18 protein-coding genes, 4 tRNA genes, 1 pseudogene and 1 riboswitch are annotated in these 20,322 nt (G+C 70.4%); of the genes and pseudogenes, 13 read left to right on the top strand and 10 right to left on the bottom strand.

The window, feature by feature from the left end:
• Positions 1-646 precede the first annotated feature (646 nt).
• A complete protein-coding gene (locus tag H7827_RS13305; protein WP_432745250.1) occupies positions 647-1,204 on the bottom strand; it encodes a UTRA domain-containing protein in 558 nt (185 codons plus the stop codon).
• A 45-nt stretch (positions 1,205-1,249) separates the two neighbouring features.
• On the bottom strand, positions 1,250-1,378 hold the full coding sequence (locus tag H7827_RS13300; RefSeq protein WP_432745247.1) for a GntR family transcriptional regulator: 129 nt from the start codon (positions 1,376-1,378) through the stop codon (positions 1,250-1,252).
• A 112-nt stretch (positions 1,379-1,490) separates the two neighbouring features.
• Here H7827_RS13300 and H7827_RS13295 point away from each other — a divergent pair.
• Both H7827_RS13295 and H7827_RS13290 read left to right on the top strand, forming a co-directional pair.
• Positions 1,491-1,676: pseudogene (locus tag H7827_RS13295) on the top strand (bifunctional DNA primase/polymerase); the annotation flags it as partial.
• A gap of 2 nt (positions 1,677-1,678) precedes the next feature.
• The gene (locus tag H7827_RS13290) at positions 1,679-1,924 is read left to right on the top strand and encodes a tyrosine-type recombinase/integrase (RefSeq protein ID WP_432745244.1); all 246 of its coding nucleotides are present in this window, start codon (positions 1,679-1,681) and stop codon (positions 1,922-1,924) included.
• Between the two features lie 87 nt (positions 1,925-2,011).
• Here H7827_RS13290 and H7827_RS13285 read toward each other — a convergent pair.
• The 5 genes from H7827_RS13285 to H7827_RS13265 form a co-directional block, all read right to left on the bottom strand.
• A tRNA-Phe gene (locus H7827_RS13285) sits at positions 2,012-2,085 on the bottom strand.
• Between the two features lie 4 nt (positions 2,086-2,089).
• A tRNA-Asp gene (locus H7827_RS13280) sits at positions 2,090-2,164 on the bottom strand.
• Positions 2,165-2,207: 43 nt separating this feature from the next.
• The gene (aroQ, locus tag H7827_RS13275) at positions 2,208-2,681 is read right to left on the bottom strand and encodes a type II 3-dehydroquinate dehydratase (protein ID WP_432745241.1); all 474 of its coding nucleotides are present in this window, start codon (positions 2,679-2,681) and stop codon (positions 2,208-2,210) included.
• Between the two features lie 121 nt (positions 2,682-2,802).
• Positions 2,803-2,878 (bottom strand) — tRNA-Glu (locus H7827_RS13270).
• A gap of 82 nt (positions 2,879-2,960) precedes the next feature.
• A complete protein-coding gene (locus H7827_RS13265) occupies positions 2,961-3,311 on the bottom strand; it encodes a metallopeptidase family protein (RefSeq protein WP_030733240.1) in 351 nt (116 codons plus the stop codon).
• Positions 3,312-3,401: 90 nt separating this feature from the next.
• On the opposite strand from H7827_RS13265, the gene H7827_RS13260 reads away from it, so the two are divergent.
• From H7827_RS13260 to H7827_RS13210, 11 genes are all read left to right on the top strand, one after another.
• Positions 3,402-3,941: a hypothetical protein gene (locus H7827_RS13260; RefSeq protein WP_432745239.1), complete on the top strand. Its 540-nt coding sequence runs from the start codon at positions 3,402-3,404 to the stop codon at positions 3,939-3,941.
• Positions 3,942-4,135: 194 nt separating this feature from the next.
• Entirely contained in the window at positions 4,136-6,046 is a 1,911-nt protein-coding gene (locus H7827_RS13255; RefSeq protein WP_432745236.1) for a DEAD/DEAH box helicase, read from the top strand.
• A gap of 120 nt (positions 6,047-6,166) precedes the next feature.
• A tRNA-Lys gene (locus H7827_RS13250) sits at positions 6,167-6,239 on the top strand.
• Positions 6,240-6,364: 125 nt separating this feature from the next.
• Positions 6,365-7,471, top strand: a complete 1,107-nt coding sequence (locus tag H7827_RS13245; RefSeq protein ID WP_432745234.1) for a PP2C family protein-serine/threonine phosphatase — start codon at positions 6,365-6,367, stop codon at positions 7,469-7,471.
• 87 nt (positions 7,472-7,558) lie between these two features.
• Positions 7,559-8,011, top strand: coding sequence for an effector-associated constant component EACC1 (locus H7827_RS13240; protein ID WP_200365692.1), 453 nt, complete (start codon positions 7,559-7,561; stop codon positions 8,009-8,011).
• A 7-nt stretch (positions 8,012-8,018) separates the two neighbouring features.
• On the top strand, positions 8,019-10,595 hold the full coding sequence (locus tag H7827_RS13235; RefSeq protein ID WP_432745231.1) for a caspase, EACC1-associated type: 2,577 nt from the start codon (positions 8,019-8,021) through the stop codon (positions 10,593-10,595).
• Entirely contained in the window at positions 10,595-11,983 is a 1,389-nt protein-coding gene (locus H7827_RS13230) for an extracellular solute-binding protein (RefSeq protein WP_432745228.1), read from the top strand. Before H7827_RS13235 ends, H7827_RS13230 begins: the two co-directional genes overlap by 1 nt.
• Positions 11,984-12,201: 218 nt before the next feature.
• Positions 12,202-12,351, top strand: a riboswitch (cyclic di-AMP (ydaO/yuaA leader).
• A 9-nt stretch (positions 12,352-12,360) separates the two neighbouring features.
• A complete protein-coding gene (locus tag H7827_RS13225) occupies positions 12,361-13,377 on the top strand; it encodes a M23 family metallopeptidase (protein ID WP_432745225.1) in 1,017 nt (338 codons plus the stop codon).
• Positions 13,378-13,460: 83 nt separating this feature from the next.
• Positions 13,461-14,390, top strand: coding sequence for an aldo/keto reductase (locus tag H7827_RS13220; RefSeq protein WP_432745223.1), 930 nt, complete (start codon positions 13,461-13,463; stop codon positions 14,388-14,390).
• 141 nt (positions 14,391-14,531) lie between these two features.
• The gene (locus H7827_RS13215; RefSeq protein ID WP_432745221.1) at positions 14,532-14,942 is read left to right on the top strand and encodes a very short patch repair endonuclease; all 411 of its coding nucleotides are present in this window, start codon (positions 14,532-14,534) and stop codon (positions 14,940-14,942) included.
• 148 nt (positions 14,943-15,090) lie between these two features.
• On the top strand, positions 15,091-16,386 hold the full coding sequence (locus H7827_RS13210) for a DNA cytosine methyltransferase (RefSeq protein WP_432745219.1): 1,296 nt from the start codon (positions 15,091-15,093) through the stop codon (positions 16,384-16,386).
• On the opposite strand, the gene H7827_RS13205 is transcribed toward H7827_RS13210, so the two are convergent.
• Genes H7827_RS13205 through H7827_RS13195 form a run of 3 tightly spaced genes read right to left on the bottom strand, consistent with a single transcriptional unit; the run spans position 16,355 to position 20,252 of the window.
• On the bottom strand, positions 16,355-17,242 hold the full coding sequence (locus H7827_RS13205) for a DUF6339 family protein (protein ID WP_432745217.1): 888 nt from the start codon (positions 17,240-17,242) through the stop codon (positions 16,355-16,357). The two genes, H7827_RS13210 and H7827_RS13205, sit on opposite strands and share 32 nt — an antisense overlap.
• Positions 17,239-18,231, bottom strand: a complete 993-nt coding sequence (locus H7827_RS13200; protein ID WP_432745215.1) for a hypothetical protein — start codon at positions 18,229-18,231, stop codon at positions 17,239-17,241. The genes H7827_RS13205 and H7827_RS13200 overlap by 4 nt, the downstream gene beginning before the upstream one ends.
• Positions 18,228-20,252, bottom strand: coding sequence for a transcriptional regulator (locus tag H7827_RS13195; RefSeq protein WP_432747982.1), 2,025 nt, complete (start codon positions 20,250-20,252; stop codon positions 18,228-18,230). The genes H7827_RS13200 and H7827_RS13195 overlap by 4 nt, the downstream gene beginning before the upstream one ends.
• Positions 20,253-20,322 lie beyond the last annotated feature (70 nt).

Raw genomic sequence — 20,322 nt, 5'->3', positions numbered from 1 at the left:
ATCATCTATCTTATGAGTGCCATGGTTCTTCTCTTTCACAGTGTGGCCTGATGCCCGCTAAGCTGGCCTAGCTTCACCGCCTCGAATTGGCAGCCCTGGATTTTTCAAGTGCTCAGGGATGTCACCTGAGAATGCAGGGGGAGGTGGAGAGATGGGGCGAACAGCACGACGAAGGCGGCGTCGTCCAACTACGCAAGGTACTGAGAAGGCGAGTTGGGTGATGGTGGCAGAAGTATCGGCCCGTGTTGTGACTGCCATCGCAAGGTGCATCGAGGCGCTGCGATAGCTCTGCAGCGCGAGCGAGCCCGACCGCGTAGAACTCGGCCGGGCTCACTCTGGCATCTCGCACGTGGTTCTGTCCCCGGATGCAACCCGGGGGCAGAACCACACCAGTGCGAGAAGTTCACACGATCAGAGAAGCCCCTGTTCGGCGTACTGACGAGTACGCGTCTGAACACAACCTTACAGCTAGTCGCCATGTCATGTCGCAGGTCGAGTTACAAAGTTGGGTGCGATGTTGGGTGGCGAATCCGTATCCCGAACGGCACGGGGTGGAGCGCTTTTTGGAGCGCCCGACCCCGGGATTGCTGGTGGGACAGTGGGACAGGTGGGACAGTGGGACAGGTGGGACAGGTGTCCCCTGGTGTTACAGCTTCTTGGCTACGGGGGTGGTGTAGGTGGCTTCGACGCGGTCGCCGGAGAGGATGAGGTGGGCGGCTTCGACTATGCGGTTTGTGGTGTCCGTGGTTTGGCGTTGGATGGCCAGGACGGAGACGCCGGGGGCGAGGTTGAGGGTTTCGGATTCTTCGGCGGTGGGTGGGCGGGCGGTGAGGCGTTCTGTGGTGTGGGTGGGGTGGATGCCGGCCGTGGTGAGGTGGGTGCGGAGGTTGTCCGCCCAGGGTGAGGTCTGCGGTTCGGGGGTGGGCAGGGGGCCGGGGATGAGGTTGCGGGGGATGTAGGCGCGGACCATGGCGTGGGGGGTGCTGCCTTTTCTGCGGCTGATCGTGGTCTGTTCGATCAGCCGTGTTCCCTCCGGGACGTCGAGGAGGGGCGCGAGGTCGGTGCCGGCGAGGGTTTCGCGGATGGTGGTCTGGGTGAGGGTCGGCGGGCCGGCGGGGGTCGGTTCGGGGTGCCGGTCGTTCGCGTACACGATGCGGTTCAGTGGGATGCGGACGAAGTTGCCGCGTCCGTGGCGCTTCTCCACGAGCCCTTCGGCCTGGAGCGCGCCAAGGGCCTGCCGGATGGTGGGTCAGCCCACGCCGTATTGCGTGGCCAGCTTCTCTTCGGTGGGGAGCTTGGCGCCCGCGCGTAGGTCGCCGCGGGTGATCTGCTGGCGGAAGTCGTTGGCCACTACTTCGTAGCGGTAGAGAGTGTGCATGGTCAGGCTTCCGCCGCCCACGGTGAGCCGGTCAGACCGGATGGGGGAAGGATGGATTTCCGGTGGGGGTCGGCCTTGTTGTCGAACCGGACACGGATAACGCGGCTGGCACATCTTCCCGCTCATCCCCGGCACCAAGCGCCCCGCCATCTCCCGGTGGGAGCCATGTGCCACCACCGACCCGGACCGGATCGCCCGGTGCTGGCAGGCCGGCCCGTACAACATCGGCCTGGCCACCGGGCCGTCCGGACTGCTGGTCATCGACCTGGACGTGCCCAAGCCGGGTGAGACCGGCCCGCATTGGAGCCGGACAATCTCCGGCGCAGTTGGTATCCGCTGCGGAAGCGGCTCGGGTTGGGCGCTCTCCGCTTTCATGATCTACGCCACTCCTGCGTGACCCTGCTGCTGGACCTCGGGGTGCGGCCGCACATCGTGCAGCAGATCGCCGGGCACAGCGACCACAGCGTCACGATGAAGGTCTACGCCCACGCGTCCCTTGACGAGATGCGGAAGGCGTCGGACAAGCTCGGGGACCGGCTGAGCTGACGCCGTTGGCGTACCGGTTGGCGTATGGATGTCAAAAACACCCCTCTCAATACCACTGAGAGGGGTGTTTTTGCTGTTCAAGGAAGGTGGCTGGGGCCGGGGTCGAACCGGCGACCTTCCGCTTTTCAGGCGGACGCTCGTACCAACTGAGCTACCCAGCCAGAGCGGTCCTGACGGGATTTGAACCCGCGGCCTCCACCTTGACAGGGTGGCGAGCACTCCAAACTGCTCTACAGGACCTGGCTTGTGCGACCGGCTCTCCCGATGTCGCTGAAGCAGCGTATCACGGTGCGGAGACCCCGCTGAGCGGCGCTTTCAGCAGCCGGCAGACCCGCTCCACCGCGAACGCGTACCCCTGGACACCGCAGCCCACGATCACTCCGGCGGAGGCGGCGGCCGAGACGTAACTGTGGTGCCGGAACGCCTCGCGGCGGTGGATGTTGGAGATGTGCACCTCCGCGACGGGCAGCCCGTCGCACGCGCTCAGCGCGTCCAGCAGGCCGACCGAGGTGTGCGAGTACGCGGCCGGGTTGATCACGATGCCCGCGTGCTTCTCCCTGGCCTCCTGGATCCAGTCGATCAGCTCGCCCTCGTGGTTGCTCTGCCGGGCGTCGACGGTGACGCCGTAAGAGGCGGCCGTCTCCTCGCACAGCCGGACGACGTCGGCCAGGGTGTCCGTGCCGTAGATCGCGGGTTCGCGCTTGCCCAGCAGATTGAGGTTGGGACCGTTGAGCACCAGGAGCGGTCGGTCGGACACCCGGCATCACTTCTCTCGTTCTCGGGGCGGCTCGGGGCCGCGGGAAGCGGCGAAAAGGCGGCGGAAAAACGGAAAAAGGCAAAGAGCCACCCACAGACGGAACGCTGTGGATGGCTTCGGGTGGTGCCCCCAACGGGATTCGAACCCGTGCTACCGCCTTGAAAGGGCGGCGTCCTGGGCCACTAGACGATGAGGGCCGCTGGTCACACCGAAACCGCGAAGTGACGGGTGAACGCGAGAAGCATAGGCGATGCCCGAACGGATCACCAACACGGATCCTCATCCCCAGCCCAGTTCGTGCAGCCGCTCCTCCTCGATGCCGAAATGGTGGGCGATCTCGTGGACGACGGTCACCGTCACCTCGTGCACCACGTCCCGCTCGGTCTCGCAGTAGCGCAGCGTGGGGCCCATGTAGATGAGGATCCGGTCCGGCAGCACCCCCGCGTACCACTCGCCGCGCTCGGTGAGCGGCGTTCCCTCGTACAGCCCCAGCAGTTCGGGGTCGGACGGGTCGGGTTCGTCCTCGACGAAGACGGCGACGTTGTCCATCAGACGGGCCAGTTCCGGGGGGACCTGGTCCAGCGCTTCGCTCACCAGTTCCTCGAATGACTCACGTGTCATCTTCAGCACACCTCCATTGTCCGTGACCCCCGGGGCCGGATGGCAGTTGGGCAGGGCGCCTGTCCTTGCCGTCCCACCGTGCCCCGGAGGTGCGCCGCCGTGCGTCCACTTGTTCCCGTCGCTGTCACCTCTCTCACCTCGCTGCTGGCGCTGACGCTCACCGGCTGCCTCAGCGTCGACCCCGAGGCACCGTCCGGCGGCCCCACCGAGGCCGGGAACGCCTCGCCGCTGGTCGAGGGGGAGGCCGGGGAGGGGCCGGCCGAGGAGGGCCGGGAGCCGGCCGCGCCGGACGGGTCGCCGCCCGGCGAGGACGGCCGGGAGGACCCGGAGGACGACGGCAAGGGCGGCGCGGACCGGGTGGAGAAGCGGGAGGACCGGCCCACGGGGCCCGCCGAGCGGCCCGAGCCGGGCCGGGTGCCCGCTCCGTCCGCCGACGACAGGGAGCCGGGCCCCGCGCCGGGCCCGCGTCCCGGGGGGACCCCCACCTCGCCGGGCACCGCGGTGCCGCCGCCGGCCGAGCCGGAGCCGGGCACGCCGCCGGCCCCGGAGCCGCCCGCCTCGCCCGAACCCAGCTCGCCGCCGGCCCCGGACCCCGACCCCGAGCCGGAGCCGGACCCCGAGCCGGAGGGCGACGGCTGAGCGCCGTTTGCGTTCGCGCCGGTGCGGTGCGTATGCTTGTAGATCGTTTGATCCCACTTGCCCGGCGCCCGATCGCAGCGCGCCGTGTGGCGCGTTCCTCGTCAAGCCGTGGCTGACCGCAAAGACAGGCGGTCTTGAGCACCTACGGAGCTAAGGCGCGTGCCGACCAAGACTCCGGAAGGGTCTCATTTCGCATGTCCGTAACAACCGCTGACGCCATCCTGCCCCTGGATGAGCCGACGACCACCTTCGCCGACCTCGGTCTCCCGCAGGCGGTCGTGCGCAAGCTCGCCGAGAACGGCGTGACCACCCCGTTCCCCATCCAGGCCGCCACCATCCCGGACGCGCTGGAGGGCAAGGACATCCTCGGCCGCGGCCGTACCGGCTCCGGCAAGACGCTGAGCTTCGGCCTGCCGACGCTGGCCCGCCTGGCCGGCGGCCGCACCGAGAAGAAGAAGCCCCGCGCGGTCATCCTCACCCCGACCCGTGAGCTGGCCATGCAGGTTTCCGACGCGCTGGAGCCCTACGGCCACGAGCTGAACCTCCGCTTCAAGGTGGTCTGCGGCGGCACCTCCATGGGCAACCAGATCTACGCCCTGGAGCGCGGCGTCGACATCCTCGTCGCCACCCCCGGGCGGCTGCGCGACCTGATCGCGCGCGGCTCCTGCTCGCTGGACGACGTCGAGGTCGCCGTCCTGGACGAGGCCGACCAGATGGCGGACCTGGGCTTCCTGCCCGAGGTCACCGAGCTGCTGGACCTGGTGCCCCCGGGCGGCCAGCGCATGCTGTTCTCCGCCACCCTGGAGAACGAGATCGACACCCTCGTCAAGCGCTACCTGGTCGACCCGGTCAGCCACGAGGTGGACGCGGCGCAGGGCGCGGTGACCACCATGACCCACCACGTGCTCGTGGTGAAGCCCCGCGACAAGGCCCCGCTGACGGCGGCCATCGCGGCGCGCGAGGGGCGCACCATCGTCTTCGTGCGGACCCAGCTGGGCGCCGACCGGGTCGCCGAGCAGCTGCGGGAGTCCGGTGCGCGCGCGGACGCGCTGCACGGCGGCATGACGCAGGGCGCCCGTACCCGCACCCTGGAGGACTTCAAGGGCGGCAAGATCAAGGTCCTGGTCGCCACCGACGTGGCGGCGCGCGGTATCCACGTGGACGGCATCGACCTGGTGCTGAACGTGGACCCGGCCGGGGACCACAAGGACTACCTGCACCGTTCCGGGCGTACCGCGCGGGCCGGGCAGTCCGGCACCGTGGTGTCGCTGGCGCTGCCGCACCAGCGGCGCACGATCTTCCGGCTGATGGAGGACGCGGGCGTGGACGCCTCGCGGCACGTCATCGGGCGGGGTGACCTCTTCGACGACGAGGTCGCCGAGATCATCGGCGCGCGTTCGCTCACCGAGGTGCAGGCGGAGGCCGCCATGGGCGCGGCGCTGCACGCCGACCGTGAGGTGAACCGGCTGACCCGGGAGCTGGAGCGGGCCCAGGAGCGGGCCGCCGAGCTGCGCTCCGAGGCGGAGAAGCTGACCGGGCGGGCGGCGCGCGAGCGCGGCGAGGACCCGGCGGAGGCCATCGCCGCCGCGGCCGAGGCCCAGGCCGTGGCCGAGGCCGAGCGCGAGGCCAAGCGCGAGGCGCGGCGTGCGGAGCGGGCCGCGAAGGCGGCCGAGGAGGAGCGCGAGCGCGGCGACCGGCGTCCGTACCAGAACCGCCGCGATGACCGCGGTGGGTTCCGGCGGGACGACCGGCGTGATGACCGCCGGGGCGGCGACCGTGACCGGCGGGACGACCGCGGTGGCTACCGCGGCTCCTTCGACCGGGACCGTCGCGATGACCGGGGTGGCAGCACCGGCGGCGGCGACCGCGGCGGCTTCCGGCGCGATGACCGCGGTGGCGACCGCGGCGGGTTCCGGCGCGATGACCGGCGTCCGTACCAGGGCCGCCGTGACGACCGCGGTGGCAGCACCGGCGGCGGCGACCGTGGCGGGTTCCGGCGGGACGACCGGCGCGATGACCGCCGGGGCGATGACCGCCGCGGCAGCGCCGGCACCGGTGGTGGCGGCTACCGCGACGACAAGCCGCGCTGGAAGCGCGACAACTGACACCGTGACACCCCACCGGGGCCCGGCCACCGCGCCGGGCCCCGGTGGGCGTGCACTCCGCCGCGTCTGTGCCGTATTGCCTGCGAGCCGCGCCAGGGGTGCGACTATGCTGCTGTCTGCGGGCCGTTAGCTCAATTGGCAGAGCAGAGGACTTTTAATCCTTTGGTTGTGGGTTCGAGTCCCACACGGCCTACCGTTCCGTTCTCCGTCCGAAAGCTCCCGCGCGTGCCGTGCGGGAGCTTTCGCGTGCCACCCCGCCGGTGATCGTCGGCCGGTGATCGACTCGCCCCCGGCCGCCCGGCGCGGCAGATTGGGTGTGTGTACCCGACACCACCGCAGCCGGCCAGGGGGCTCAAATACGTACGCCTCGTCCCCGCCCTGCTGATTCTCAGCGGGCTGGTGCTGAGCGCGGTGACGCCGCCGCATCTGACGTTCACCCCGCTGTTCGTGGCCCCGCCGGTGCTGGCGGCCCCGGTGCTGAGCTTCCGGGGCACGCTGTACACGGGGCTCGCGGCCATGCTGGCGTCGGCCCTGCTGGTGTTCACCGGACGGGCCGCGGTCACCGGCCAGGAGATCGTCACCTTTCTGACCGTGTTCACGGTCTCCGGCCTCGCCCTGCTGATCAACCGCGTCGTGGCCCAGCGCGACCAGTGGGTGGCCTCGGCACGCGGGGTGGCCGAGATCGTGCAGCGCTCGGTGGTGCCCGAGCCGCCGGGCCGGGCCGGGCCGCTGCTGGTGGCGGCGCGCTACCGGGCGGCGCAGCGCGACACGCTCATCGGCGGTGACCTGTACGCGGTGCGCGAGACCCCGTTCGGGGTGCGGCTGCTGGTGGGTGATGTGCGCGGCAAGGGCCTCGGCGCCACCGAGATGGTGTCGGTGATCCTCGGTACGTTCCGGGAGGCCGCCGAGTACGAGGAGGAGCTGGGGACGCTGTGCACCCGGCTCCAGGCGGCGGTGGACCGGGAGAAGCGGGCGCGGGGGGCGATCGATCCGCAGGAGGAGTTCGCCACGGCGCTGGTGGTGGAGGTGCCCAGGGCGCCGCCGCACGAGCTGCGGCTGATCAACCTCGGCCACCCGCCGCCGCTGCTGCTGCCCGGGGGCGGCCCGGCGCACTATCTGGAGGTGACGGACCCGCAGTTGCCGCTGGGGCTGATGGATCTGTCCGGCTGGACGGGCTGCCCGCAGACGTTCGCGTTCCCGCCCGGTGCGCAGTTGCTGCTGTACACGGACGGGGTGAGCGAGGCGCGGGACGGGCGGGGCGTCTTCTTCGATCCGGCGTACGCGCTGGACGAGGAGACCTTCCGGGGCCCCGAGGAACTGCTGGACCGGCTCGTCACGGAGGTTCTGCGCTACACGGGCGGCCGGCTGAACGACGACATGGCCCTGCTGGCGGTCGCCCGGCCGACGGGGAACCACGGCAGCTGACGCGCGCACCATTGCTGTGTCACAGGTCACTCATACAATCGGGTGACGGTTTGTCAGCGTGTCCGGGGGAAGGGCGGGAATGTGCCGATGACGGCCACCGTACGGATTCGGGTGGAGGGGACGGGAGCCACCCAGGAGGACATCAGGCAGCTGCGTCTGTGGCTGGAGGCCGATCCCGAGCTGCGGGAGGTGACCGAGCGGATCGGCCGCGAGCCCCGGCCGGTCGACAACGCCATGGGGGTGTGGGACGACCTGCTCCTGCACCTGGCGCAACGGGCCGCGGGGGCGGTGATGGTGCTGCTGCTGCGCTCCGTGTACAACCATCTGCGCAACCGGCCGCGCCGCGATCTGCGGGTGACCGTCGAGATGGCGGGGAACCTGCGGGTGACGGTGGAGGGAGATCGCACGTACTCGCGCGGCGAGCTGGCCGAGAAGGCGCGGCTGGCGGCGGAGGCGATCGACCCGGGGGCGGGGCCCGGCTCGGCTCCCGGGCCCGGATCCGGCCCCCGCTCGGGTCCTGGTTCCGGCCCCGCCGAGTGACGGGGCGGTGAGCTTTCAGCCGGACGCCGGGCGGTCCCGGGTGGTGCTGATCGGGGTGGCGCGGTACGACCACGCCGCCGACTATCCGCCACTGCCCTCCGTGACGGCGAACATCGATCAGCTGTACGAGGTGCTCGGCGACGACGTGCTCGGCCGGCTGGGTCCCGCGCTCCTGCCCCCGCTGCACTCGCCCCGCCGCGAGGAGATCGTCGACACCGTCGGGCGCGCGGCGGAGGAGGCCGAGAGCCTGCTGCTGTGCTACTTCAGCGGGCACGGTCAGCTCGTCGAGGAGGAGTCCGGGCCCGGCCGGCTGCACCTGCAACCCCGCGAGGCGAGCGCGACGGAGGCCGGGCTGCTGGGCATCCGGTACGCCGAACTGCGCGATCTGCTGTGCCGTACCCGTGCCGAGCGGGTGGTGCTGATCCTGGACTGCTGCTTCTCGGGCAACGCCCGCCTGGAGCCGCTGCGGGAGGAGGTGCCGTTCGCACTCGTGACCTCCTCCCGGCCGCTGGGACGGCAGGACGCCGGGGACGGCCGGGGCCCGACCCCGTTCACGGCCGCGCTGCTCGACATCCTGCGCGAGGGCACCGGCAGCCCCGACGGGGGACCGGTGACGGTCGCGGCGCTGCGCGCACCGATGCGGGAGCGGGCCGGGCGGGACGCGGCGGCGGCGCCCGCCGACAGCGACCCCGACGACTGGCAGCCGTACGTCGGATTCCAGAACGGCGCCGAGGACACCGTGTTGTCCCAGGCGATCGCCACCCCGCCGCCGCGTGCGGCGCGCCGGCCGCTTCCCGCCTGGCCGGCCACGGCCTGGCGCCTGATCAGGGAACGCCCGGCCCGCGCCCTGCTCGTGGCGGCCGGAGCGGCGCTGGCCGGTACGGGCCTGCTGGCGCTGGGCGACGCGATCGGCGGCGCGCTCCATCCGCCGCCCCCAGACTGTCCCGTCCCGCTGGAGCTGCGGATCCTGACCAGCCCCGAGTACGAGCGTCCCCTCGCCCGGGTACTGGAGACGTTCGAGGGCTCGGCGGCGGCGCGGGAGGCCATCGGCGGCCGTCCGGCGGGCTGCCGCCAGCTGAACGCCTTCGTCTACGCGGCCCCCGACGGGGACGCCGCCCGGGCGCTGGGCAGCTCGGCCGCCTGGGCGGAGCCGGAGCGCACCTGCGCGGGCGACGCCCCGGCGGACGCGGCGGGGCAGGAGTGCGCGCAGCCGCTGCGCGACATCGGGCCGCGCCCGGATGTGTGGCTGCCGTCCTCCTCGGTGGCGCTGCGGGGGACGGCGGACGCCGTGGACGGAGCGGAGAGCGCCGCGTACCCGGGGGAGCCGGTGACGGTGGCCACCTCGCCCGCCGTCGTCCTGCTGCCGGGGGAGCCGCCGGGTGGACTGCGGCGGTCGGGCGAGCCGCTGGAACGGTTGCTGGAGGCGGCCGGCGAGCAGGACCTCACGGTGTTACGGGCCCGCCCCGCAGCGTCTGCGGCGGCGCTGCTGCACGGCATGACGGCTGGGCCGGGCGGGATCCAGGACGTGCCGCTGCCGCCGGCGGACGACGCCGCACTGCTGTGCTCGCTGGCGCGGCCGGCGGGAGGCGGGCCCGCCACCCCGGCACCGGCGCTGCTGGTGGCGGAGCGGACGGCGGTGGACCTGGTGCGCGCCGAGCGGCGTCCGGCCTGTCTGAGCGGTGCGGCCGGCGCCCATCTCGACCAGCTGACCTGGGACCAGCGGTACCGGGCGTACTACCCGGGGGACGTACCGCCGCTCGATCTGACGTTCGTGCCCGTGCACTGGGAGCACGCCGCCGCCGACGACGCGGAGCGGCGGGAGGCGATCGGGCGGCTGGGGGCGTGGCTGGGCTCGGCGGAGGGGGTGCGGGCGCTGGGCGCGCAGGGCTTCCGGGACCCGCGGGACGAGCGGCGCGCGCTGATCGAGGCGCCGCCGCTGAACCACGAGGCGTTCGTGACCGCGCCCGCGCTGCCCCGGCTGCTGGCGCCGGACGAGGCGGCGGCGGCCGGGTATCTGCGCGCGGAGGAGAGCCGGCAGGGGCCGCGTGACGTGGTGTTCGTGGTGGACGTGTCCTCGGGTTCGTACGCCCGGGAAGCGCAGTACGCGGCGCTGCTGCGGACGGCGATCGGGGCGCTGGGGCCAAAGGACGGGTACGCGGTGCTGGCCACGCCGGGCGGCGGCGCCGATCCGGTGCGCACGGTGCGGGGCCTGGCGCCGTACGACGGGGCCGACGGGGTACGGACGGCGATCGGGGCGCTCGCCCCGGTGGAACGGCACGCCCCGATCACCCCGGCGCTGGAGGCGGGCCTCGCGCTGCTGACACCGGAGCCGGACGCCGCGGAGGCGGACCGGGGCCGGCTGGTGGTGCTGATCACCGATGACGAGGACAGTGCCGGGCGGCTGGACGTACCGGCGGACGCGGCGCCGCCGGTCGCCGTCGTCTCCTACGGCTCGCTCGGCTGCGAACACCTGTACAACCGGATGCTCATCGCCTCGGGCGCCCTGTGCTTCGACAGTTCGGGGTCGCCGGGGGCGGCGCTCGCCGGGACCCTGCGGGGCCTGACCGCGCCCTGGGAGCCGTGATGACGCGGCGGGGCGCGGTACGGGCGCGGGTGCTGCCGGGGCTGCTGGCGCTGTCGGTGGTGGCCGGATGCAGCGGGGCGCCGGACCCGGGCCGGGCCCCCGCCCGGGTCGACGACGGGCGACCGCTGGTGGTGGTCAGCGGCGCCGACCTGACCAGCCGCGAGGGGGAGGGCGTACGGCAGGCGCTGATCGACGCCTGGAACGCGGACGAGGACAACCGCCCGGCCCGGCTGGTGGAGCTGCCCCGCACCGAGGGCGGCCAGCACAGTGAGCTGATCGCCGCGCTCCAGTCGGGCAGCGCCGACTTCGACGTGCTGAACCTGGACACCACCTGGGTCCCGGAGTTCGCCGAGGCCGGTCTGATCCGCCCGCTGGACGACACCCTGCTGGAGGCCGGTTTCCTGGCGCAGGCGGCACAGGCGGGCCGCTGGCGCGAGCGGGCGTACGCCGTGCCGTTCAACACCGACGTCGGACTCCTCTACTACCGGCAGGACCTGCTGACCGCGCTCGGCCGCGAACCGGGGGAACTGCTGGGCCACGAGACGCTCGGCGAGCTGATCGCGCAGTGGCCCGGCGGCCAGGAACACCCGCTGTACGTCACGCAACTGCGCCCCTACGAGGGGCTGACGGTCAACGTGCTGGAGGCGTTCTGGAGCGTGGGGGTGGAGCTGACCGACGAGCGGGGGCGATACCGGGGCAGCGAGGAGGAGCTGCGGCGCGGGCTGAGTGAACTGCTGCGGATCGCGGACGGCAGCAAGCTGAGCGAACGGGCCCGGGAGGCGGACGAGACCGGCGCGCTGCGCGAGTTCACGGGGGAGCTGGACGGCGGTGACCCGTCGGGGGTGGTGCTCATGCGGAACTGGCCGTACGCGTACCAGCACCTGGACGCCACGCTGCCGGACGGCGCGGACTTCGGGGTGGTCCCGCTGCCGGGGGCGGCGGCGCTGGGCGGGCAGTCGCTCGCGGTCTCGGCCGACAGCGCGCGGGCGGCGGACGCCGAACGGCTGATCCGCTTCCTGACGGCGGAGCCGGACAGCCAGCGCAGGCTGCTGGAAGCCGGGTTCGCACCGGCCCTGCGGGACGCGTACGGCATCGGGGACCCGCGGGAACCGGACTGCGCGGCCGTCACGGCGGTGGCGGTGCCCCGGGCGCCGGGGGAGCCGGCGGAGGGGGCGGTACGCGAGGTGCCGTCTGGGTACCCGGAGTTGCTGTGGTGCGCACTGGAGGAGGCCAGGGCACGTCCGGCGAGCCCCTACTATCCGGCGTTCTCGCGCGAGTTGCGGCAGGAGGTCGCGCAACTGCTGGCGGGGAACGGATCGGTGGAGGGGACGGCGGAACGGCTGCACCAGAAGCTGGCACTCGCGCTGGAGGGACGCCTTTCACCGTGAGTGATCGGAAGACATCGCTCCGATAACAACTGACACACCGTCAGAAACACTTGCCATGGCAGCAACAAAAATCTATGGGGTAATTTGCCATGATCCACACCTGTTTGAGGGGGGAAAGTGCCTGACCCAATTCCCAGATCCACTTGGAATTACGGCGGGCCGTCTATTAACGTTCGATAACGCAGCGCGGTCGTCTCCGCCGTCGCCAAGACGGCGGTCGTGCTGTACCGCCTAATCCACGGCACGCCACCAGCGCGCCGGGAACCGGGGAACCACCACTTGGGGTGCATCGGACGGCCCACCGTCCGTAGGAGACCTTCCTGCTCCGAACCCGTCAGCTAACCCGGTCGGCGAAGGAAGGAAAGGAGAACGCCTCCGTGGCGTCGAACCCGCACGGGTCCCACCCCGCCTACTACGGGCCGCAGACCATCGAGGACGAGCCCCGTACCGAGTGGAACCCCAGCGCCGAGACCCTGCGCCCCGTGCGCGGCCGGCACCGGGTCGCCCGGCAGCGCGGCGGCACCATGGCACGCAGCCGCGCGGTCCTCGGCGTCGGCATGTTCGCCGCCGTCGGCGCCGGCGGCATGGCCACCGCCCAGGAGGGCGGCACGGGTTCCGTACCCGGCCTCGACTCCGTGCGTTCCATCCCCGACCAGATCCCCGTCCTCAGCGACCTGATCTCCTCCCCGGAGAGCGAGCCCGAGGCGCAGGACACCACCTCGGTGACCGCCTTCACCGAGGCCCAGGACGCCGGCGAGGCGCTGCGCGCCCGCATCCTCCAGCAGGCCGAGGAGCAGGAGGCCACAGCCCAGGCCGCCGAGCACGCCCAGATCCTGGCCGGCGCGCAGAGCGACGCCATCGCCGCCGCCGCCGAACTCGCCGAGGCCGAGCGGCTCGCCGAGGAGCAGCGGCAGCGCGAGGCCGAGGAGGAGCGCCAGCGCCTGGAGGAGGAGCGCCAGCGCCTGGAGGAGGAGCGCCGCCTCGCGGAGCTGCGCGCCAGCTACACCATCCCCCTCACCACCTACACGCTGTCCTCCAGCTTCGGCGCCAGCGGCTCCATGTGGTCCTCGACCCACACCGGCACCGACTTCGCCGCCCCCACCGGCACGCCCGTGAAGAACGTGCACACCGGCACCGTCAAGGAAGCCGCCTGGGCCGGCTCGTACGGCTACCGCATCATCATCGAGCAGGAGGACGGCACCGAACTCTGGTACTGCCACCTCTCCTCGATGAACGTCACCGCGGGACAGGCCGTCGACACCGGCGACACCATCGGCCGGGTCGGCTCCACCGGGAACTCCTCGGGGCCGCACCTGCACCTGGAGGTCCGCCCCGGCGGCGGTGACCCGATCGACCCGCTGGCCTGGCTGCGTGGCAAGGGCCAGGCGGTCTGACCGGCCAACGACCATCCCCCCACACCGCCGCCGGCCCTGGTGACTCCCCCCGACACCAGGGCCGGCGGCATACCCTGACCGCCATGAACCCCATCGGCGATCTTCAGGTGTCCGGGCTCTGCCTGGGCGGCAATGTCTTCGGCTGGACGGCGGACGAGGCCGAGTCCTTCGCGGTACTGGACGCGTACGTCGCGGCCGGCGAGAACTTCATCGACACCGCCGACGCCTACTCGTCCTGGGTGGACGGCCACCGCGGCGGCGAGTCCGAGACGGTCATCGGCCGCTGGCTGGCGCGCCGCGGCCGGCGCGACGATGTGGTGGTGGCCACCAAGGTGGGCCGCCACCCGGAGCACATGGGCCTGTCGGCCGACACCATCAAGGCGGCGGCGGACGCCTCACTGCGCCGCCTGGGCGTGGACCACATCGACCTCTACTACACCCACTTCGACGACGAGTCCGTCGAGGTGTCGGAGATCATCACGGCCCTGGACGACCTGGTCCGCGCGGGCAAGGTCCGCGAGATCGGCGCCTCCAACATCTCCCCGGCCCGTCTGGAGGACTCGCTGGCCTTCTCCACCCGGGAGAACAAGGCCCGCTACACCGCCCTCCAGCCCCGCTACCACCTGATGTCCCGGGACAGCTACGAAGGGCCCCTGGCGGACCTGGCCGCCCGCCACGGGTTGGCGGTCATGCCGTACTCGGCCCTGGCCAGCGGCTTCCTGACCGGCAAGTACCGCCCCGGCGCCCCCGTCACCAGCGCCCGCTCGACCGCGGCCGCCCGCCACCTGGACACGGACCGGGGCCGCGCCGTGCTGTCCGCCCTGGACGAGGTGGCGATGGCCCACAACGCCGAACTCTCCACCATCGCCCTGGCCTGGCTGGCGGCCCGGCCCACCATCACCGCCCCCATCGCCAGCGCCCGCACCCCCGACCAGCTCCCCCCACTCCTGAAGTCCACCACCCTGACCCTCACCGAAGCAGACCTCACCACCCTGACAAACGCCTCGGCCTGACGGCCGACTCGGTCGAGGCTTCCGGATCACATACGATCGTTCGGCCGTAACGGCCGAACGATCGAAGGAGGGCGCGTGGGCCAGGGTTCCCCGGGCGACGATCCACGCCCGAGTCCGTCCTCCACTTCCGTGTCCTCCCGCATGAGCAGGCAGGCCAGCCGTAACACCGGACCGGAAGTGGCCATCAGGCAACTGCTGCACGCCAGGGGCCATCGATACCGACTGCACCGACGGGTCCCCGGGATGGCGCGCCGAACCATCGACATCGCCTTCCCGGGCCCCAAGGTCGCGGTTTTCGTGGATGGGTGTTTCTGGCACGGATGCCCCCAGCACGCGACGCGCCCAAAGGCCAACGAGGCTTGGTGGCAGAGGAAGTTGGACAGGAACATCGAACGGGACCGGGAGACGGACGCACAACTGCTCGCCGAGGGGTGGACCGTCCTGCGTTTCTGGGAGCACGAGTCTCCGCAGTCCGTGAGCGACCGGGTGGCTGCCGTCGTTGCCAGGACGAAGGCCAGGGGGGAGCGACTGGAGGGGAACGGGGTTCGATGAGTCGAGGCCGACCTGACGAGGTGATCAGGAAGCGAGGGCGTGGTCCTCGGGTGGGCTACCGCTGCGCCGGTGGGCAGGAGGCTCGGAAGTGTGTTCCTCGACCGATCGGCGCCTCGATCACCCTCGCCCCCGGCTACACTTCGACCCTATGAACGGCCCAGGAACACAAGTTCAGCATCTGGATGGAATCCGTGTTCTGGATCTGTTCGCAGGGCCTGGTGGGCTGGACGTCGCCGCACATTTCCTGGGCTACAAGAGCATTGGCATCGAGTGGGACCGGAACGCCTGCGAGACCCGGTATGCGGCTGGCCTGGCGACGATTCATGCCGATGTGAGTGTTATGAGGAAGAATCGTTTCGACGAGATTCCCAGGTCGGTAGAAGTGCTTGCAGGCGGGCCCCCGTGCCAGTCCTTCTCCGTCGCGGGCAAGGGTGCCGGGCTTCAGGCCCTGGAACGGGTCAAGCAATTCATTCGCCGCCTCGTGCACGGGGAGAGCGAAGCCGAGATCGATGAGGACCTGCACAATCTCGGTGATCCGCGTACGGCTCTGGTGCTCGAGCCCCTTCGCTGGCTCATCAAGGCGATCGAGACCGAGGATCGGGAGCCCTACAAGGCTATTGTCCTGGAACAGGTGCCCACGGTTCTTCCTCTGTGGGAGGTGTACGCGGAGGTTCTGCGCAGCGGGGAGGGGCGACTCAACGGCCACAAGTACGAAGCCGAGTGTTGGGTCCTGAGGACGGAGCAGTTCGGGGTGCCCCAGACCCGTACTCGCGCCGTCCTCGTGGCGCGACGCCCCGGGCTCGGGGCCGTCGTACGGCCCACCGCCACGCACCTGCCCTTCGATCGGCACCGGGGAGACCGCAGAAAGGCGGATCCCAGAATATTCGGCGTCGAGCGGCCGTGGATTTCCATGGCTGAGGCCCTTGAATCGGCCAGTGAGTTGGACGGGTCCCCGGTTGACGCATCGAGACTCAGGACCAACGGCTCGATGGAGTTCTTTGTCATCTCGAACTACGGATCCGGGGGGGACCCGAAAAATCGAGGCCGGAGAGACTCTTCAGAACCTGCGTTCACGGTGACGGGTAAAGTATCGCGTAACAAGGTTTACCGGAACAAAGCGGACTTCGAGGCGAACGAACCGGATAGGTTCACCATCCCCGAATCCGGAGTGCTGCAGACCTTTCCCCACAACTTTCCGTGGTCCGGAAAGGACCAGGCACAACAGGTGGGCAACGCGGTACCGCCCCGACTCGGCATGCACGTCCTCAGCAATGCTCTCAGAGGAGAAGCACCCTTGACGGAGGAACTCCGGGCCGCCGCCACCTGGCCCGCAGTGCCTCCCGCCACGGCGGAAGAACTACGGGCCATCGGGTGCGGCGACCAGAGTCGATGCCCTCCCGAGTCGCACAAGGTCAGCCCTGTTCGTCGGCGGTCCGCCCCCTGACCGGTGCATCCACGAGGAGCTCTTCAAAATGAGCACTCAGCGTGTCCACCGCCTCTTCGGGAACCCGTTCTTCTTCCGGGCCCACCGGTAGCTCTCCCCGGGGGGAGGGGAGAGCCGACGCGGCCGCCTCGATCCAGGCCCGCAGCGGATCCCCGGATCGTTCCACGTCCGGAGCCACCACGTCGTAGAGCAATGTCGCCGCAGCGGCATTGACGGCCGAGGTGAGAGCGTTGACCTCACGTCCCGTACGAACGATGCCCTTCTCCAGGAGCCCGACCAGGGCCAGGGCTGTGGTGCGATGATCGATGATGTCCAAGCGGAGTGCAGAATTGATCATGTCTTGATTGCCGCACGCAGTGACGACGGGGCGGTAGTCGGGTCCGTCCCGAAACAGTTCGGCTGCCCACCACAGCCGTGAGAACGCCTGCTTGTAGTGCGGGCCGACGAACTTGTCCCGGGCAACGCGCCCGCCGGAGCCGTCCGACTTCGGCTCCGGCAGGTGGCGCCAGACGACATAGTCCGGCGCCACTCCCAGCGCCAGGTAGGTCCATAGCCGCTTCTCGGCCGCCTCCCCACGTGTCAACCGCAGCGTCTCGTGCAGACGGGGAGCCAACCACGCGTCCGCCGCGGTGGGACGCTCGTCCCGGAACCTGTCCATCGTGTCGTCGATCAGATCCCTCACCCGATGGAGCTGAAACCGCTCGTCGATGTCGGCCAGCGGCTCGGTGATCTTGTTCAGAGCGATGGAGGGGATGTCCTCGCGTCCTTCGAGCAAACCTGAGGAGATGTACTCCGCAGCCTGCACATCGGAGAGCAGAGCAAGCCGTTCCGGCAAGTGCTCGGGGCGGGATGTCACGCGTGGGTCTCCTGATCGAGTCGTCCGATGTCACGGAAGGCAACGGCCAGTGTCTTGGGAACCTCGGCGCGACGCGCGGCCGCGTACTGGATGCGCGGTTGCAGGTCGGCCCAGCTCCCCTCACCGGTCCGGCGGATGTGGACTTCCCGCAGGGCGTCGTCCTCCGAGCGCGCGGGGAAGATGTCCGGCAGCATCTCGCGGAGCACCGCGCCCCGCCAGTCGGGCGGAAAGAGCGGAGTCCCGTCGTCCTCGACCTCGAGATCGCCGATGGCGGTGTGGAAAACGGCGGTCCACACCTCGGTGCACATCTGGGACAGCAGTATTTCGCTCACCATTCGCTCGACCTTCGAGCCCTGGCTGTCCACGAGTGCGGCGAGGCCTTCGAAGTCCGAGTTCAGTCGTACTGTCGGCATACGCCCCGAGGTGTCCACCACCCAGGGGGCGTCCCGGAAGCTGCGCAACCACTCCGCTCCGCGGCCGAAACTGACCGTGCTGATGTCGAGCTGACGATCTCGGATCGGAGCCTCGGACGTCATGTCGACCATCCACTCCCGTTCGGTGGAGGCGATGATCCTTCCCCTCATCCCCCCAACGGTGGCCACCACGTGGACGGTGAGAGAGGCGCGATCCAGGTGGCTGTCCCGATCGAGTTCGATGTCCCCGACCCAGTCCCTGCCACCGTCCGATCCCCTTTCCAACCGTGTGACTGTCCGCGTGTTGGTGGCCCCCTCGGTGAGTACGGCGACGATCGAGACGTCGGACCAGTGACCCTTCGACTCGATCTCCCGCATGGGCACATCAGCCGTCAAGCTGATCCTCGCCGTGAGCCAATCGTCCCGTTCGGCCCTGCCGAGAGCCACTACCTGTTCGACGACCGAGTACGCCTTGATGTCCAGCTGCTCGCGGACGCCACCCGGGCCGCGCAGCCGCACCGCGGTGACGCGTGCACTGATCGCACCGTTGAGTCGGGGATACGGATAGGCCCTCATGCGATGCTCCCCTTGTTCTCGCGGAGTTCGACGACCAGACCGGTCAACGCGGCGCGAACGGGGTGGGTGGAGATGTCGGTGAGGCCCCGGAACACGGCACGACGTGTACCCGAACGGAATCGGAGGACCCCGTCGATCAGCTCACAGTTGCTCACCGGAACCAGCTCCGCCCAGCCGACCACCGGGCGGGGACCCGACCGCACCTCCAACTTGGCTACGGGATCCATGGCCCAGGACGTCCCTCCCGAGGGCACCTTGACCTCGACAGTGACCCGCCATGCCCCCGAGGAGTCGATCACCGCTTCCAGATCGTCCAGCGTCGGTGGCGTCACCGTGCCCGTTGGCCTGGAGGAAGGTTTTCCGGTGATCCTGAGCCGCCTATTGGCCTTGCTCGGAGAGCCGGGCATCTTCCCCCCGGAGGCTGCGACAATTTTGAGGACGGCGCGGTTGGTCTCCGTGGTGAGTGCGGCGATGCGCCGATGTGCCGACGGGGAGAAGCGCGCTCTCAGTTCCTCGGTCTGGCCCCATTTGTTGTGCTCGGGCGGCTCGGAGCACCTCAGGAACTCTTCGGCTTCGGCGGCGAACGGGGAGTCGTCGCCTGCCGCCCGGCCCGCGAGAAGCACGGCCTGGAACGGGTTCGTTCCCAGCGGCAGGTTCGGGACCCGACTTGTCTTCACCGTCATGCGATTGCCACGCATGGCCGTCACCTGGTTGATCCGGCCATCGGCATCGGAGGCTTCCGTGACGAGGAGCACCGCTCGATGCTCTCCGGAGGTGCCGGCACGCCCTCCGTCATGGGGCAGCTTCAGCGGTACCGTGACGATGGCCACCTGACCGGGTTCGGTGAGACGTTCCACGGTGTTGCCGTTGAGGAACGCATGAAGTGCCCGTGAGCGTGCCGGTTGGTGCACACGTGGGTCGACCCGTTCCTCATCGAGGCACTCAACACCGTTGCGAAGTGTCCGAACGGAGGCCTCCAACAAGGGCCGGCGATTCCCGCCCGTCGTCATGGCGGCCCAGAAATTGCGACCGATCGCACTGACCAGCCGCCGGTGCATGTGTTCGAGGCTGTCCTCGTCATCGGCCGCATCGTCCTCCTGATTCCGCTCTGCCGCCGAGAGGGTCGCCACATCGTGCGCTCCGACGATCAGGAATGACGTGCCGGGGTCGGGGCCCTCGCGCGTGAGATGCAGGCTCGCAACCGTTTCTTCGTCGGCCCACCAGGAGCGGGCGATCTCTGCGTTCTCTGCCTCGGTATCCGGGCGGCCGAGCCAGGCAGGACCGGCGTATCTGGCTCCCTCCACCTGACGCCACGGCAGGTCCAGACGTCCGATCAGCCGACGCGCTGTACGCCCCTCGTGGGGCTCGGACAACGTGGAGTTCATGAGGACCAGACCGAGGCGGCTCGTCGCCCAGAGCGTCGCCTTGCCCAGTCCGTACGATCCCCCGGCGCCCGTATCAGATTTCCGGCTGTCGAGTTGGCGGCGCACCACGGCGGCAAAGCGGCCGTCCTCGTAGTCGTCGCCGGTGAGCCCGTTGGCGTTGTAGTCGTCGACACGGAGAAGGACCAATCGATCCTTCTCGAACATCTCCTGCAACCCCGAGCGGATGACGCGACCGACCTTCTGGTCCTGCGCCGCGGCCGCATCGTAGTGTGGGCGCAGATCGTGCCAGTGCAGCGCGTCGAGGAACCGGGACAAGTGCTCGCCGGTCAGTTCGTGAAGTGTGTAACGAACCCTGACGGGCTGCTCGTTCTCCCGAAGGCGCTCATCCAGGCTGTTCTGCGTCGCCTCGCGCGCCAGCACCTCCAGGTCCGCCTCGAAGGCGAAGGCGGCCGCATTGCCGAACTCCCGGCCTCCGTCGTCGTGACCGGGGCGGTGATACCACACCACCGACGACGCTGCGTTGTTTTCCTGCGGCCTCGCCATGGATCCCTCCCCTCCTACGGAAGTGTGCTCCGTCCCAGGCATGGTTCCACCTTCCTTCGGCCGGGACCCGCCGGCCGTGGTTCTCTTGCGCAATACATGATGACCGCGTGGGCGCGGCACTCCGGAACGGACGGGAACGACTCGTTTCGGCTCCTGTGTGCGA

Origin of the sequence: Streptomyces sp. JH002 (assembly GCF_050916115.1) — a bacterium.
In the GTDB taxonomy this organism is placed as follows: Bacteria; Actinomycetota; Actinomycetes; order Streptomycetales; family Streptomycetaceae; genus Streptomyces; species Streptomyces xiamenensis.
The sequence above is the reverse complement of the archived record's forward strand: the minus strand, read 5'-3'. Positions and strand labels throughout refer to the sequence as shown.